The 16,500-nt window shown below is 68.0% G+C and carries 11 protein-coding genes; all 11 read right to left on the bottom strand.

Annotated elements, in window-relative coordinates; genetic code table 11:
* Positions 1-70: 70 nt before the first annotated feature.
* Positions 71-1,141 (bottom strand): polyprenyl synthetase family protein, encoded by a 1,071-nt coding sequence (locus DB354_RS17925; protein WP_107836997.1) that lies wholly within the window; start codon positions 1,139-1,141, stop codon positions 71-73.
* 90 nt (positions 1,142-1,231) lie between these two features.
* Positions 1,232-4,672, bottom strand: coding sequence for an Ig-like domain-containing protein (locus DB354_RS17920; RefSeq protein WP_146180315.1), 3,441 nt, complete (start codon positions 4,670-4,672; stop codon positions 1,232-1,234).
* 24 nt (positions 4,673-4,696) lie between these two features.
* A complete protein-coding gene (locus DB354_RS17915) occupies positions 4,697-6,442 on the bottom strand; it encodes a secretin N-terminal domain-containing protein (RefSeq protein WP_107836995.1) in 1,746 nt (581 codons plus the stop codon).
* Entirely contained in the window at positions 6,439-6,990 is a 552-nt protein-coding gene (locus tag DB354_RS17910) for a hypothetical protein (protein WP_107836994.1), read from the bottom strand. Before DB354_RS17910 ends, DB354_RS17915 begins: the two co-directional genes overlap by 4 nt.
* Positions 6,987-7,526, bottom strand: a complete 540-nt coding sequence (locus DB354_RS17905; protein WP_107836993.1) for a hypothetical protein — start codon at positions 7,524-7,526, stop codon at positions 6,987-6,989. Before DB354_RS17905 ends, DB354_RS17910 begins: the two co-directional genes overlap by 4 nt.
* Entirely contained in the window at positions 7,523-8,158 is a 636-nt protein-coding gene (locus tag DB354_RS17900; protein WP_146180314.1) for a hypothetical protein, read from the bottom strand. The genes DB354_RS17905 and DB354_RS17900 overlap by 4 nt, the downstream gene beginning before the upstream one ends.
* On the bottom strand, positions 8,130-9,182 hold the full coding sequence (locus DB354_RS17895) for a hypothetical protein (RefSeq protein ID WP_107836991.1): 1,053 nt from the start codon (positions 9,180-9,182) through the stop codon (positions 8,130-8,132). The genes DB354_RS17900 and DB354_RS17895 overlap by 29 nt, the downstream gene beginning before the upstream one ends.
* A gap of 336 nt (positions 9,183-9,518) precedes the next feature.
* Complete coding sequence (locus DB354_RS17890; RefSeq protein ID WP_107836990.1) at positions 9,519-9,620, bottom strand: AURKAIP1/COX24 domain-containing protein; 102 nt, start codon at positions 9,618-9,620, stop codon at positions 9,519-9,521.
* A 94-nt stretch (positions 9,621-9,714) separates the two neighbouring features.
* On the bottom strand, positions 9,715-13,002 hold the full coding sequence (locus DB354_RS17885; RefSeq protein WP_107836989.1) for a UvrD-helicase domain-containing protein: 3,288 nt from the start codon (positions 13,000-13,002) through the stop codon (positions 9,715-9,717).
* Positions 12,999-15,821: a PD-(D/E)XK nuclease family protein gene (locus tag DB354_RS17880; RefSeq protein WP_107836988.1), complete on the bottom strand. Its 2,823-nt coding sequence runs from the start codon at positions 15,819-15,821 to the stop codon at positions 12,999-13,001. Before DB354_RS17880 ends, DB354_RS17885 begins: the two co-directional genes overlap by 4 nt.
* Positions 15,822-16,191: 370 nt before the next feature.
* On the bottom strand, positions 16,192-16,452 hold the full coding sequence (gene rpsT, locus DB354_RS17875) for a 30S ribosomal protein S20 (protein ID WP_107836987.1): 261 nt from the start codon (positions 16,450-16,452) through the stop codon (positions 16,192-16,194).
* Positions 16,453-16,500: the final 48 nt, after the last annotated feature.

The raw sequence follows: 16,500 nt of genomic DNA, 5'->3' as shown, positions 1-16,500 counted from the left end.
GTCAGGTAGGTCGTTCCCGCGAGTCAGCACTTTCGGGGACGTCAACATTAGCATGTTGGTTACAAACAGGTTACTGCCCTTTTGGCGCAAGGGCGGCAACCTGGGTCCGCAGAACGGAGCAAAGCTCGAGCAAGAGCGATGTGGGGCTCACACCCGTCCAGGGTTCCAACGCTTTGGCGGCAGCCGCGATCTCAGCCTCAACCTCGCCGGCGACCGCGGCGAACACGCCGTACTGCTGCATCTGCGCGAGGCGCAGTTCGAGCTGCGGCGCATGTTTGCCGGTGATTTCGAGCGTGAGCTGCTGGGCCTCGGCGGCGGGCAGGCGCTCCATCAGGACAAAGAGCGGGAGCGTCAGCTTGCCGCTGGCGAGGTCCGTGCCGAGGGTCTTGCCGATCCGGGCTTCGCTGCCGAAGAAGTCCACGAGGTCATCGTAGATCTGATACGCGATGCCGAGGTGGCGTCCGAACTTTCCGGCGGCCTCGGCGAAGCCTTCGGGAAAGCCACCCAGGCGTGAGCCCAGGAAGCAGGAGACCCGGAAAAGCTCGGCCGTCTTCAGGTCCACGATGCGGTAGTAGTCGGCCCGGCTGAGATTGGTCGAACCCCGGCGGAGCGTCTGAACAATTTCGCCGGCGCAGACCCGGCGCATCGAGTTGGCCACGGCGCCGCAGATGTCGGTCGTCGGGAAAAGCGTGGTGAGATGCAGTGCGTGCGCGAAAAGCGCGTCACCGAGCAGCACCGCCGGCGTGGGGCCGTACTCCCGGCTCGCGGTGCGCCGGTTCCGCCTCACCTCGGCGTCGTCCATGATGTCGTCGTGCACGAGCGTCGCGAGGTGGACCATTTCCACCACGGCGGCGACGCGGACGAGGTCATCCGAGACCTCCCCCTGCCCCTGCCAGCCGCTGAGGAAGACGAGCGCAGGTCGGATGCGTTTGCCGGAAGTGTCGATGCAGTACTCGACCATCGCCTGGATCTCCGGCTCGAACGCCGGAAGCTGGGCGGCCAGAAACTTGTCCAAGGCCGCCATCTGCGGGCCAAGGAGCCCGAAAACCGGCGCGAAGGCATGGGCCTTGGCAGGTCCGCCGGAGGCGGGGGCCGGGGCGACAGGCTGGGTGCTCGCGGACTCGGGTCGGGCGCTGCTCATCAGGCGGAAACAAGTAGAGCGCGCGAGGGGCGCCGCAAACTCCAAATCCACGCCGCCGAAGCGGATCCGGCGGCGGGATAACGCGGTTAATTAGTCGGCATCCCAGATCTCGACGAGCACCACGCCGGCGGCGCGATCGGCGTCGCTGACGAGCACGGTGTAGAGGCCCGGATTGAGCTGCACGACGATGGCGGCGTCCTTCGAGCCGGCCATGAGTTCAAACGGATAGACCAGCGCCTTGGTCGTCGGCGTAACGCTCGTGCTCCAGTTGTCGTTACTCGCGATCACGGTCTGGCCGTACATTACCGACAGCTTCGGATTCGGCAGCGGGTTGGCGATGCCCAGTTTAGAAAGCGTCGGACCCACCGCGCGAATGAGGAGCTTTTTGCGGACGTCGCCGCTGATGACAAAGCCGGCAAACATGGTGTCGCCGGCGGGGAGATAACCGCGCGACGAGATATTCGTAAGCCGCGAGCTCCCGGTGCCCACCGCCTCGCAGTCGTAGATCTCGACCATGCCATTGCCCGAGGTGCCGTTGCTGCCGGAGATGATCGTCGTGTAGGTCGACTCGGAATCGGCGGTGAACAGCAGCGCGGCGTCGGCGCTGCCCGTGGGCAGGTCGAACGCGCCGAGCTGCTTCGCCTTCGCAGCCACGTCGGCGCCACTCCAGTTGTCGTTGCTGGCCACCACGGCGCTGGCGCTCGAGTAGACCGCGAGCGCGGGATTGGCGATCACGCCGGTGACACCGAGATTGACGAGCGTCGGTCCGACCCCGCGGATCAACAGCGGCTTCTTGCCGGTGCCGCGCACGGTGAATCCCGCGATGAGGACGTTCTCGCCCCCGCCGATGGTGGTGCGGGTGGAGATGTTGACGAGGCGGCTGGCGATCGGGCTGAGGAAGAAGCTGCCGCTGATCTTGCCGCTGACGGTGCCGCTGATGACGCCCGAGGCGGTGACGACCGTGCCGGTGAACGTGGTCCCGTTGGGCGACGTCATCGTGAAGGCGCCGGAGGCCTGGATGTTGCCGCTGGCCGCGTCACTTTGCGAACCCGAGTTGGCGTAGAACGAAATGGAGCCGTCGGCGCCGAACATGGCGACAACCGTGCCGCCGGTGCCGCCGCTCAGCGTGCTCGTGTAGAACAAAGGCGCGTACGTCCCAAGCGTGATCGGCCCGATGAACGTGCGGTCGCCAAAGGTTCCCGACACGCCCGTGGCGCTCGTCTGGCCGGACACCAGCACATTCTTATTGGCGTCGACGACGCTGAAGCTGCCGTCATTGCTCACCGCGAAATCGTTCCAGTAGTAGAGTCGGCCAACCGGGTTGGTGGAGGACCCGACAAACGTGCCCCGGCCCGCCTTGTTGATCGCGAAGACGAAGCTCCCCTGCTCGCTCGTGGAGCTGTACACGCCGCGGTACACGATGTTGGTGCCGGTGGCGCCGCCGGTGGACTCTGGATCCGCGATGAATTCGACGTCGTCCGACATCACGCTCGCACCGGCATTGTCGGTCACCTTCGCGGTGATCGTGTAGGAGCCGGCGGCGGTCGGCGTCCACGTCGTCTGGTACGGCGACGTCGTCACCGAGTCACCGATCAGCGAGCCATTGATGTAGAAGTCGACGGAAGCAACGGCGCCATCGGGGTCGCTCGGATTGGCGATCAGCGTCACGGCGGTGCCGACCGGACCGGAGGCACCGCTGGCCGGCGCCTTGATGTCGATCGAGGGCAGTTGGTTCGCGATGACGGTGATCGGCACCTCGACCGAACTGACGATGAGGCCGGAGGTGGAAGTGACGCGGGCCGCGAGCGTGTGCGCGCCGAGCGCGACGCTGCTGCGCCAGGTGAAATCGAAAGGTTCGCTGAGCGGCGGCGGCGGCGTGACGTTCTGCGGATTCTTCGGCAGCGCATCGCTCACCGTGCCGTCGACGAGAAGCTCGATGGAGCTCAGGGACGAGATGCCGCCGTCCGGACCGGCGGCGTTCACGCGCACCGAGAGGGTCGTGCCCTGGATCACGGTGGCACCGGTCGGCTCGGGCGTCGCGATGGACACCGTCGGGAATCCGCCCGCGACGTTGATGGTGATCGGCGCGGAGGCGACCGCGTTGCTCTTGTCGTCGGACGCGATGGCCACGAACTCGTACTTGCCCGGCGTGCTGGAGCTCCAGGTGGTGGAGAACGGGAACGACTGGGACGAGCCGTGGAGGACGCCGTTGACGTAGAAGTCCACGTTGCGGACGAACCCGCTGGTGGAGACGGCGTCGACGATGAGGTTGATCGTCGAGCCGGCGCTGACCTTCGCATTGTTCAGCGGATTGACGAAGGTGACGGTGGGGGGAGTGCCGACCGGAGTCACCATGCGCAGCGAGCGCGTGGCGCTGCCGACGGCGGAAACCAGGACCCCGTTGTTGTCGTAGGCGCGCGCCTCGATCGTGTGAGCCGTCGGCGTGGTCTCGGGCTTGTAGATGAAGGAGTACGGGTAGGTGTAATCGGTGCCGCGGAGCGTGCCATCGATCAGGAACTCCATCCTCTGGACGAACGCCGTGGACCCGACCGGCGCCGGCACCGCGGTGGCCTGGATCACCACGGAGGAGCCATTCGGCACGACGGTGTTGTCGACCGGGCCGATGATGGCGGTGCCGGTGGCAAAATACCGGACGGCCAGCGACGTGACGGTGTGGCCGCCATCGCTCGCCTTGACGGTGAGCTGATAGGCGCCGGGTTGAGGCGGAGCCCAACTGACGGTCGCCGGGACGCCGGACGCGACTGGGTTCGGGAACGGCTGCGCGAGCGCGACGCCGTTGACATAGAACTCGTACGAATAGCCGTCGGCGGGATTGGTGCCGTGGGCGAGCGCGGTGATGAGGATGCGCGTACCGTAGGGCCCGTAGGACTCGTTCTGGAACGGCGTGGTGAAAATCGTGCCCGCCGTGACGGTGCCGGTCGCCGGGGTGCCGGTCGGAGGAGCGGAAATCGTGACCGTCGCCGAGGTGTAGCCCGTGCCACCGGCGGTAACGGTGATTGCCGTGACCTTGCCGTCGACGATGGTCGCCGTGGCTGCCGCGCCGGTCCCTGGCCCGCCGATCGTCACCGTGGGCGCGCTCGTGTAGCCGGCGCCGCCGCTCGTAACCGTAATGCTGGTCACCGCGCCAGCCGCTGTCGTCGCCGTGGCCGTGGCCGTCGTCGCCGAGGGCGGAGCGATGGTGATCGTCGGACTCGTGTACCCACTGCCTGGATTGTCGACGGTGAGCGAGGTCACCACGCCGCCGGTCAGGTTGGCGGTGATCACCGCACCCGTGCCGGTGCCGCCGGTGACGGTGACGGCAGGAGCGGTCGTGTAGCCCGCACCACCGCTGGTCACAGAGGCGCCGATGATCGCACCGCTGCCGGAGGCCACGCGGATCGTGTTGATCTCGACGCCAATGATCGGCTCCTGCTGCGCGGGCAGCAGGGAGGCGAAGGCGAGGCTGAGCGCGGCCGCCCGAGCCAGCGGCCACAACAGGGTTCCGATGGAACCGCGAAGAAGGGAAGGCATGTTCACGGGGAGGGTCCCGAAGTTTTACTTGGACTTGGCTTTGGGCGCGGGCGGCTCGACGTACGGCGACGAGCCGTCGCGGTAGCCGGGCATATCCTCGCGGCGCAGGCCGAGCTGCCGGACGCGGCCGGACTCAAAGACCTGTTCCACGGGGGCGCCGTCGGCGGCGACCGTCTTGGCGGTGATGAAGATGATGAGATTGGTGAAGGACTCGTTCTTCGTATCGGAGCGGAAGAGCCGGCCCATCACGGGGATCGAACCGAGCACCGGCACCTTGGTGGAGCCCTTGGTCGTCTGGGTGCTGAGCAGGCCGCCGATGCCCATGGTGTAGCCGTCTTTCAATGACACCTGGGTGACGGCCTTGCGGGTGGCGATGATCGGCAGCTCGGCGTCGCCGAATTTGCGGGTGCCGTTCTGCTGGCTGACCTCGGGCGTGAGCGTGAGCTTGATGAAGCCGCGGGCGTTCACCTGCGGGGTGACGCGCAGGATGATGCCAATGTCCTTGTAGGTGAACCCGTTCACCTCGAACGAGCCGGTCTGCTGGTTGAAGGCGTAGTTCGGGATCGGCTGCGAGTCGCCGACGTTGATGGTGGCCTCGGTGTTGTTGAGGGTGACGATCGTCGGGTTGGAGACGATCTTCACGTCGTTCAGCGTCTGCAGCGCGCTGAGCACGACGCGGAAGTCGTCGGCGGAGAAGAGCGCGGTGATTTCGCGGGCGGTGCCGCCGGAGTTGGCGACATTGTTAAGGAAGGACAACGCCTCGGTGCTGCCCACGGCGGTGCTGCTGGTCGTGCCGTTGCTGCCGGCGACGTTGGTCGTGTTCGAGAGCGAGCCGGTGGTGCCGGTGATCGAGGTCGAGGTCAGCGCGCCATTCGTCGAGTTGATGGTGTTCGACGTGTTCGAGCCGGAGGTTTGGGAATTGGCCGTCGTCGTCGTGGCGCTATTGGTCGTGCCGTTCTGGCTGTTGTTGGTGGAGTTGTTGCTGTTGTTGACGCCACCGGAGCTCGTCTGGCCGCGGGTGCGGTTGAATGTGCTGCTGATGTTGCCGACGCCGACGGAGTAGTTCTGGAGGGAGGACCAATTGACGCCGATGTTCTTGATGTCGGTGTTGGTGACCTCGACGAACTTGGACTCGATCATCACCTGATCGGTCGCCTTATCGAGCTGCTCGATGATCGGGCGGATGCGCGCGAGGCGGGTGGGCCGCTCGGTGATGACGAGGCTGTTGCTGCGGGCATCGACGACGATTTTCCCCTTCGTCGTGTCCACGAGCGAGCTGACGGTGGGGAGGATGTCGGCGGCGCGCGCGTAGTTGATGATGAAGACGTCCGTGGTCACCGGCTCCTCGTTGAGGCTCTCCTTGGTGACGATCTTGATGATGTTGCCGTCCTCCACGTACGTGTAGCCGACCGGGTCGAGCACGCTCTGGAAGATCTGCCGCCACGTGACGTCCCGGAGCTTGATCGTGGTTTTGCCCTGGAGCGTCTCGGGCATGATGATGTTCAGCTCAAAGAGATCCGCGACGTTACGCAGGATGTTGCGCACATCCTCGTCCGGGAAGTCGACGGAGAGCGTGTCCCGGCCGGCGGCGTCCTTCGACTTGGTCGCGGCGGCGGGAGCGGGAGTCGCCGTTGGGGCGGCGTCAGTCACCGCGGCCGTCGGGGCGGGCGGCGGAGGGGTCGCCGCCGGAGCGGTCTGGGCGCGCAGCACGGGCGCGGCGAGCCAGGCGGTCAAGGCAACCAGCGCGAACGGGAGGTGACGTGTTCTCATGGGGACTTTCCTAATTTGATCGGGCGGGTGAACTCCTCGCCCTTGTAGCGCACGGTGAACGTCGTCCGATCGACCGCGACGAGCTCGAGCTCGTACTCCTGGCCGCTGTAGACGACGGTGAAAAGGGAGCCGACCTCGATGCGGTTCGTGCCACTGATGAGGAGAGGCCGGCCGCCCATGATGATGGTGCCGGTGGTGGGAATCTTGGCCGCCACCGCCGCGAGGAGGTCGCGGTCGGTCTGAGGCAACGCGGGAGCGGCGGGCTGAGCGCCCGCGGAGGCATCAGGTGCCGCGGCCGCACGACCGTCAGGCCGGGAGACTTCCGACGCCTCGGGCCGGTCGAACCCGGGCGGACTGAAAGGCGAAACCAGTTCCGGCGGCAGCGGCGCGGGCGGCAGCGCGCGGGCGAGCTTCTCGGCCCGCTGCACGATCGCACGACGCTGCTCGACCGAGGGGATGTCAGCCGGCGGCTTGGCCGCGAACGCAACCGGCGCCACGGTCAGAGCGCCCGCCAGCACCGCCAGGACAGAAGAAAGGCGACGGTTCATGGGCGGCCGAGAAGTTCCAGGTTCAAGGACAGCGAGACGCCGGCGCCGGCGCGGGAGCCGACCAGGGAGGCCGTGAGAATCCGGCAGTAGTGCGCCCGGCTTTCAAGGGCCTGCACGAACGCGAGCACCTGCGGGTAGCTGCCATCGAGCGAAACGGTGAACGTCACCGGCCCGTAGCTGCCCTTGACCGCGCCGAGACGCCCCTGGCGGAGGTCCGTGAGCTTCACGCCACTCTCGCTCTCCAGCTTGTAGAAGAACTGCTGGTTGATGCCGAGGTCCGAGGCCCGGATGAGGCGCGCCTCGACGGCCTGGTTGGCCGCGATCATCGCGTCGAGCTGCTCCTTGAGCTGGGCGCCGTTGGTGATGTTGAGCGCGCAGCGCCGGGCCTCGGCGGTCTTTTCGTCCAAGCGCTGGTTCGCCGCCGGGATGTCCCCCGCGCGCACATAGATGCCGATCGCCAGCCCCAGGCTCAGGACGCCGCAGATCAGCGTGACCGGGTGCTTCTTGAACGTGCTGACGAGATCCTCGGAGGTCATAGGCGCTTGTCGGCGTACTGCGCGTTGAACTTCAGGAAGAACTCCACCGAGAGCCGGCCGGTGGCGGTGTTGCGCGCCTGGTTGGTGAACTCGAACTTGGCGCGGTCGAACGCGGTCAGCTCGGTATCGTTGCGCAACTGCTCGAGGTAGGCGGTGGCATAACCCGCAGCGGCCTCGGGCGAGCCGCGCACGGTGAGCCGCAGGCCGACGCCGTTGGGCAGGAACTCAAAGCCGTCGATCGCGATGTTCTCCGGACGGGTGACGCTGAGGTGGATCAGGATCTCGGAGAGAACCGGGCGGGCGGCCATGAAGGCGTTGAGCTCGTTGATCTTCGCCTCCTCAGCCTGGAAACGCTTGTACAGGACCTTCGCCTGCTCGCTCGGCTTCTTGTCGCGGGCAATCTGGCGCTCCGCCTCCGCCACCTGGCCGTTCAGCACGTACAACTGCCACTCGTGAATGCCGAAATACAGCGCCAGCGCCAGCAGCACCGCGATCGCCGCACCGTTCACAAAGAAGGCGGTGCGCACGACTTTGACGTCGGGCAGCTTCTGGAATTCCCGGAAATTCGGGTGCCAGGCGGGCACAACCGGCCCCGCCGGCGCGTTACTTTTTCTCTTCAGCAGGGGCAACATGGACGGAGTCGTAGCGGCTCATCAGGGCGAACAAGCCGAACCATTTCACTTCCTGAGCGAGCCGCGCCAGGTTCTCAGGCAGGGTCACGTTTCGCGCCTTCAGCCAGGCGCCGGCATCAATTTTCAAAGAGGTGATGCCCAGCGCCTGGGCAAAGGCGGCGTCGAGCCAGCCGAGCTTCGGCGCGAGTTGCGTCGTGAGTACCTGGCCAACCGACTGGCCGGTCTGCACTTCGTAGAAGCCGATGGACGACTGCAGCTCCTTCAACAGGCGCTTCGTCAGGAGCGGACCCATTCCGGTAAAATCGAACGTATTCGAATAAAACAATTTTTTGGCCGACTCCTCGTCCTTGAGCCCGAGTTCCTTCTGCACGATCGGCACCATCGACTCGAGCCCCTGCGGGATCGGCCGCGACGTCTCCAGACCGTTCGCGGTGACGATGAAGGAGTGCGTGGTGTCGCCGCCGATCTCCAACACGAGCGTCGGCATCTTGGACTTCGTGAACTCGAGGTAACTCACGACGGAGCCGAGCACCGCAACCGTCGAGAGCTCCAGCCGCTCGGGATAGAGCCCGAGCCCGAGGAGATCGCGTTGCGTGGTCTCGATATCCTCGGTGGGCAGCCCGCAGAAGAGCACTTCCTTCTGCGTGCCCTTGGCCAGATCGTAATCGCTGCCGTCAGCCGAGTTGAGGACCGCAATCTTGTGCTTCTCCGCCTCAATTCGAAATTGCTGGCTGCACACCTCCGCAAGGTAGCCGGGTTCCTTGAGCCGTTTGAGATCCAGCGAGTGCCGCCGCACGACGCGCTTCGACGGATAGACGCCGATCGTCGCATGCAGATAGCCGCTCGGCGTCTTCTTCGGCTGCAGCTGTGCGATGGCGGCAGCCAACGCCGCCGTATCGCCGGGCTCGCACTCCCGCACTTCCTCAACGGTGAAAGGGGGCACCGGAGCAGAGGTGCGCGCCAACAGGATGGCGTGCTCACTGAGCTCGACGAAATACCCTTTCGTTGCGGGGGAAAACATCATGCGAAATGCAGGAAGTGAAGGGCTTAGGGGAACGCGATCGCGCGGGCAAAAAGGCCGCTCACGGCCGTGGCGGATCGGTGCCGAAGCTCCCAAAGCGACGCCAGAGTGACAAGACCAAACGTCGGGGTTTCCCCTATGCAATCTGGCATTTACGCTTTCTTCAGGCGCAGGGTTTTTACCCAGCATTTCCCAAACCAGGACGCGTTTTCCAGACGCGCGGAAGCAGGCGTCACCAGCCAGTGGTGACGATCGGGACAAAACAAAACCCGCCGCAACCGCGGCGGGTTCGGAAAACCGGTGGCGAAAACAGGCAGTGAAGCACGCGGAAACGCGCGCTTACTTCTGCCACGTACGCTTCTTGTGGCGGTTAGACTTCAAGCGCTTACGGCGCTTGTGCTTGTTCATCTTCAGACGACGTTTCTTTTTCAGATTGCCCATGGTGAGAGTTGGCGAACGGTCAACCTGCGGGGCCGGGTTCCCCCTGTCCAGCCGATTTTCGCGAGGCCCCCAGAGGGCTGGCCGGCTCCCCCTTTCACTCTGTGACGGTGACCCGTTGCCCTGCCGCCGTAAACACGAGCTCGCAACGCACGCACTCCACCGGCAACGCAGTGAGCACCGCCGCCACCCGCCGGTAAAGTCCGAGTTGCTCACGGTAACGGCGGACCGCGCTCGCGACGTCCCTGCCGCCCTCCCCCACCCGGTCGGTCTTGAAGTCGTACACCACCGCCGAGGTCGCGCGGCCGTCGCGATCGCGCCGCACCACCACGCGGTCGAACACGCCGGTCACCCAGGCCCGATCAAGCACGATCTCGAAGCTTCGCTCGCGCCAGAGTTCGGCCAGCCCGTCGGGGCACTGCCACACCGGCGCCAACTCCGGCGCCCGCAAGGCCGCCGTCGCCGCCGCAATCAGCTCCTCCGGTTCACCGCGCGCCTGCCAGGCCGCCGCCCATCGCCCCACCCCGGCGGCATCCGCCCACTCGACCTCCGCCAGGCAGGCGTGCAACGCCGTCCCAAACTCGCGTGCGTCCGCCGCCTCAAGTTCGAAAAGCAGACCGGCCGGCAACGCGCCCGCGCCACCGCCCGATGGCCGGCGGCTCACGAACCGCGGCGTGCCCGGCACCGCGTCGTCCCCGAGTTGCGGCAGGCGCTGCGCCTCCGCGGACGCGGCCGGTCCGGCGCCCGCCGTGGGCAGCGCCAGGTGCCAGTCGGGATCACCGCTGCTCCACCCGCCGGTGAACGTCGCGCCGCCCACCCGCACGGCTTCAGGCTCCGCGCCCAGCGTCTTCGCCAGCAGCATCGGAACGTTGCGCGAGGTCGATCTGCCCACGGTCTCGGTGATGACGTACATCGCCCGCTTCGCCCGCGTCAGCGCCACATACACGAGCGAAAGGCTTTCGTAACACGCCTCCGCCTCCGCCTCGCGCACATGGGCCGACAGCACCGCATCGCGTTCGCAAAAGAGCCGCGGCGGGAGATCGAGCACCCAGGCGACAGACCGGTCGGGCGCCTTCTGCACCGCCAGGCCGTCCCGGCGCTGGTCGATCCGGGTGCCTTCGAGGTCGGGCAGGATCACCACGTCGAAGCCCAGGCCCTTGGATTTATGAATCGTCATGACGCGCACCACGGCGGCGCTCTCCGGCGGCCGCACGGTGTGCCGTTCCATGAACGCGATGAACTCGCCGATGTCCCGGCTGCCGGTCGCATCGAACTCGGCCGCCGCCGCCGCCAACTCCCGCGCGCGGGCCCGCGAAAAGCCGTCGTCTGCCGCCAGCCCCGGCTCGAGCTGCGCGATCCACCACGCCAGCGCCGGCTCGAAACCGTCCTCCTGGATCTGCGCCAGGACATGCCGCGTCAGCGTCTCGCGCGTCGTGAGTCCATGCGCCGCGAGCACCGCCGCGAGCGGCGTCATGGCGACATGCTCCCACGCCAGCGTGTCGCCCGGATGCGCGGCGGCCTGGACCAGCGCCAGCAACGCGGCGCCGAGTGGATTGTCGGTCGCGATCTGCAGGTCGGACTCCGCCAGCGCCGCGATGCCGGCCCGCCGCAGCTCGTCCGCCAGCGCCGCCGCGGTGGCATTGCGCTGCACGAGGATCGCGCAGGTCAGCCCGCGCGCGAAGGGTTGGATCTCCTCCAACAGGCGCCGCGTCGCCGCCCACCGCTCCGTCTCGTCCGCCGCGACGAGCAGCGCCGCCTGACCGGCGCGCTGCGGCACCGCCGATTCATGGGCGCGCCATTCCCGGTTCCACGTGCGACTCGCCTCGCCCGGGAAAAGCTCCTCGAGCGTCTCCGCCGCACCGAAGACCGTGTTCACCATCTCGATCAGCGGCGGGCCCGAGCGCCACGACGCCACGAGATGCCGTTCGGCAATCGCGCCCGGCGCGGCCGCGTTGTAGTGGTTGAAGATCTCCCGAAACAGCCGGGGATCGCCCTCGCGCCACGAGTAGATCGCCTGCTTCACGTCGCCGACGCAGAAGAAGCTGCGGCGCCCCGAGGGGTCCTGCACCACCTCGTCAATCAGGTTTCGCAGGACGGACCATTGCCCGAAGCTCGTGTCCTGAAACTCGTCGAGCAGCCAGTGATCGATCTCCGCATCGAGGCGGTAATCCAGGAACAGCCGCTCCTCGGCCTCCGCCTCCCCCGGCGCCGGCGCGAACAGGTCCAACTGCGCGTCCGCGTCCTCACCACTCTCTCCGCCCGCCGGCTCCGCGAGCGTCCGCGGCACCGGCTCGCGCGTGAGCGTCACCGGCTGCAGCAGGCGCTGCACGTCGGCAAACGTCAGCCGCCCCGCCCGCCGCACCTGCGCGTGGTACGTCGCCTCGTAGCCGCGCAGCACCGCGTAAATGCCGCGCGTCGTCTCGAGCCGGCGGCGCAGTTCCTGGCCAATGACGTATTGGACAATCTGATGCAGGGCGCGGCACGCCCCCGGCGCCAGGGTCAGTTTTCGGCGGTCGATCGTCAGCGTGACACTGCCGCCGCAGAGGTCGTCCCACGCCTCGACCGCCTTGGCGAAAACGTATTCGAGCGGCTTCGGCAGCGGCGCCCCGGGCGCCCACTCGGCCAGCGCCGCGAAGAATCCCTCCCAGCGCCCGCGCTGCCCGTCGGTCAACTCGCCGAGCGCCGCCCGCAGATCGCGTATGGCGTCCGCCAGCTTCAGCTCCGGGGCGAACCAGGGCGCGCCGTCCGGCCAGATGCGCGCCGGATCGCCCCAGCACGCGCGGTCCGGCGCGGCGAGGTAGTTTTCCTGATGCGCATCGATGAAGGCATCCAGCCGGGCCCCGAACTGCTTCTCCTCCGCGCCGAAGGTCGCACGCTTGAACGCCTCGATGAACTCATTCTGCGCCGCGTCCAGCGTGCCCGCCGCCCGTGCGAACATCTGCCGCAGCACGCGCTGCCGCTCCAGCCGCGCCGCGTGCTCCTGCAGGATCTCGAACTCGCCGGCGAGCCCCAGCTCCATCGGGAAGGTCCGCGCGATCCGCGCAAAGAAGCTGTCCAGCGTGCCCAGTTTCATCCGGTGCATCGCGTCGATCATCTGCCGCAGCAGCCGGAGAAAATCGGCCGGCGTCATGCCCGCGCGACCGATGTCACCGCCCATGCGGCGCGCCTCCGCCGGGTCGCTCGCCGCGCGCGCCAGCTTGCGCAGGATCTCGTCGAAGAACTCGCCGGCCGCCTTGCGCGTGAAGGTCAGCGCCACGATGCGATCGGGCGCCGCCCCCGCCGCCAGCAGCTCCACGAACCGGTTCGTCAGGGCGTAGGTTTTCCCGGATCCCGCCGAGGCCAGGATCATCACGTGCCGCAGCGACTCCGCCGACGCCGGGGTCATGTGACACCTCCCGTCGGCGCCGGCCCGACCCACGCAACGCTCTCCGCCACGCCATGGTGGAACAGCGCCGCAAACTCATCGTTGTCCGCCCGCAGGTCCTCATTCGGCGGCCAGAACTCGCCGGCGCGAATCGCCGCGCACACGCCTTCGGCGCAGCGCACCGCGGCGGCCTGGAGACCAGGCGAATTGTCCTCCCACACCGCCACGCCCGTCTGGCTCACGGCCTTCGGCAGATTCACATACCCCGCGCCGATGTCGGAACCGAACTGCGGCCCGAGCGCGTGGCGATAGAGCGGCAACTGGAGGTCGGCCCACGCGCGGGCTTTCCCGTCCAGGTCCACCACCGCCCAGTCCGGCCGCACCTCCTCGCGCCGCCATGCCCGCAGGTGCGCGGCCATCGGCGCGACCGCCGTATCCGAAGTCTTGTAGTCCAGCACCCGCACCGCGCCGGTCTCGCAGTGCCGGTCGATCCGGTCGATCTTCCCGCGCACGCGCAGCCCGGCGATCTCCACCTCGAACGGCTGCTCCACCGCGGTGATCACCCAGCCCGCGGCGGTCTCCGCCGCCTGCACCTCCGCGAAGCGCGCGAGGCGCTGGCGCGCGGACTCGACCTGGATCACCAGCGGCAGCGGCAGGTCCGCGCCGAACTTCGCCCGCGCGTGGCGCGTCAACTGGTCCAGCAGAAACTCGCGCAGCCGACCGACGTCGGTCGTCTCGCGCATCCCCGGATCGCGGCCCATCGCCTCCAGCGCGGCATGGCACAGCGTGCCGAAATCGAAGGCGTCCATCTCGCTCTTGCCCGCCTCCACCGCCTCCATCCGGAGCACATACTTCAGGTAGAACCGATACGGGCAGACCAGCCAGCGGCGCAGCGCCGTGACCGCCACCGTCGCCGGCGGCGCGGTCCGCCGCGGCTGCAGCCGCCACGCGCGCTGCCACGGCCGGTGCGACTCCGCGGCCTCGGGATTACGAAACAGGAACGCGATCCGCTGCGGCAGCTCGGCGTCCGGACAGCGCAGGAGCAGCCGGGACGGACGCAGCGGGTCGCCGGACGCCGACACCTTGCCCAGCAGCAGGTCCACGCGACCGCCCCGCTCCCGGCCGGCCACGAGCGCCTGCAGCAGGTACGCGTCGCGCGCGAACCGCGCAGCGTTCGTCTTGAGCCCGAGCCGCACGCGCAGCGACTCCGGCAGGAACGCGTCCTCGGAGACCGATTCCGGCACGAGGCCGTCGTTGCAGCCCGCCACGACCAGGTGCGGCGCGTCCTCGAAAAGCAACTCGAGCCAGCCCTGCAGCTCCAGCGCGCCCGCGGGCTTGTCCGCCGCACGCCGGCTCTCGCCAAACTGCCGCAGCGCGAGCTCCCACCACTCGTCGGACCGCAGCCGGCGAAACCGCCGCGCTGCGTCCGCGCTGGCGCGCATCACCGCGGTCCACTCCGTCGCGGCGTCCTGCAGGTGAGCGTCGGCGGTGATCGCCGAGTCCAACTTGCGGCCGCCGAAAAGGTCGCCAAGGACGCCGGCGACGTTTGCGGGGAACGCGCCCTGCGCGAGGCGCGCCAGCACGTCGGCGACGATCTCGAGCCCGGCGGCGACGACGCCCGCCGCATGGGCACGAGCGGCAGGCAGATCCGCCGGCAGGTGGCGGCGCCGCAGGTCGTCGAGTCCCTTGAGAAACTCCGCCCCCGAGAACGCCTCGCCGCCGCGCGCCGCCACGTACGCCAGGAAATCGGGGCAGCGGACGAGCTGCTCGACCGCCTCGAAACCCGCGCCCCGCCGGCAGGCCGCGAGCGCGGCCAGCAGATGGTAGAGCGCGCCGTGCTGGCGAAGCCGGCCCTCGGGATTGAAAACCGCCACGCCGGCGCGCGTCGCCTCCGCCTCGAGCAAGGGCAACACCTCGGGATCGGCGAACCCGAGCGCGAGCCAGCCCTCAGGACCGCGATCGGGCGCGCGTTCGCGATACTGTCGCGCCCAAGTGGCCAGGCGCGCCGCCTGCTCGGCGGCGTCGGCACACAGATGCACGCGCGCCTCGAAGTCGGGCAGCAGCAGGGGTTGTTCGCTCCAGACGTCCGACACGGGACGCCCCCAGGGGTCGAAACGCTCGGCCAGCGTCGAGGGCGCATACACCACGACCTCGACGGCCCGGTCCGTGGCGGCGGCGGACTCGAGCAGCGCCAGCGCCGAGGGCAGCGGGTCGACGGTCGCGAGCAGGACGACGCGTTCGATGCCCGCGAGCGCCGCTTCGGCGTCACGCGCCACGCCGCCCCGCGCGCGGGGATGCCGGCCGGCGGCCCGGAGGCGATCGGCCTGACGACGTTCGAGTTCGGCAAGCTGCGCCCAGCGTTCGGTTTCCGGAAAATCGGCGGCGATGCGTTGGGCAACGTCGGCCAGCCCGAGGTCGTTTTCGCCCAGTGTGTCCTGCAGCCGGGTGAACTGGTCGGCAAGCCGCATTTCCCAGGCAAAGGCCCGGCTGGGCGGATCGACCGGAAACACGGCGCGAAAATCGGCGAGGTCGATGGCGCGGAGGACCTCGCACCAGGCGGCGATCGACTCCAGGCGGGACGGCGCCTCCTCCTCACCGATCGAGGCCACCAGCGCCTCCGGCGTGAGGACGCGCGGCGGGAAGACCGCCGAACCGCGGCTGGCGGCGCGTTCCGCCAAGGCCTCGCGCAAACGGCGGCCCGACTGTCGGGTGGGCACCAGCACCAGCACGCGGCCGAGATCCAGCGGCTCGGGCCCGCGCCAATCCGCCGCCAGGAACGCCACCGCCTGCGGCAGCAACGGCCGGTCCCAGGGCAGAAAATGGCGGAGCGGTTTCAGCACGAGAGGCAAAGCTGAACGCGGATTGCGGGGCCCGCGCAACCCCAGATCCGCCCGCGGCGAGTACCGCGCACCCGTGGGTGCCGAAGAGCGGCAATGCAGCCCGGGGAGTATCTGGACATTATTCCACCACGGCGTACGAGTATCTGGACACTATCCCGTTATTAATTGATTTATAGATAATTATAATTGCACCCCTCGTACCCTCGTGATCGAGGCACCGCGTCGAGCGCCAGGCATCACGTGGTGTGGGGGGGCCGGAGGGAGAGGGCAAGGCGTGCATTGGGCGGACGCCGGCAGACGCCGCCGGGAAACGAAAAAAGCCCCGCGCGCACAAGGCACGCGGGGCTGGGAAAGGGAGACTCGGCTGGTGTTACTTCGCCAGGACGTACTTCGCGACGCTGGCCTTGGCCCGCGCGACGGCGTTCTTGTGCACGACGCCGGACTTGGTGGCCTTGTCCATGGCAGAGATGAAGGCGGCGCCGGTGAGCTTGGCGGCGGCCTTGTCATTCGCCTTCACAGCCTCGGCGAACTTCTTGCGGAGCGTCTTGAGGTTCGTCTTGACGGTCCGGTTACGGGTCGTGAGGCGCTGCGCTTTGCGCGCGGCTTTGATGGCGGATTTGGTGTTTGCCATGATGGTTTGGCGGGTCGGAGCCGGCCAAAAACTCAAAGCGGGGGAAGT

It is taken from the genome of Opitutus sp. ER46, assembly GCF_003054705.1.
GTDB lineage: Bacteria > Verrucomicrobiota > Verrucomicrobiia > Opitutales > Opitutaceae > ER46.
The sequence above is the reverse complement of the archived record's forward strand: the minus strand, read 5'-3'. Positions and strand labels throughout refer to the sequence as shown.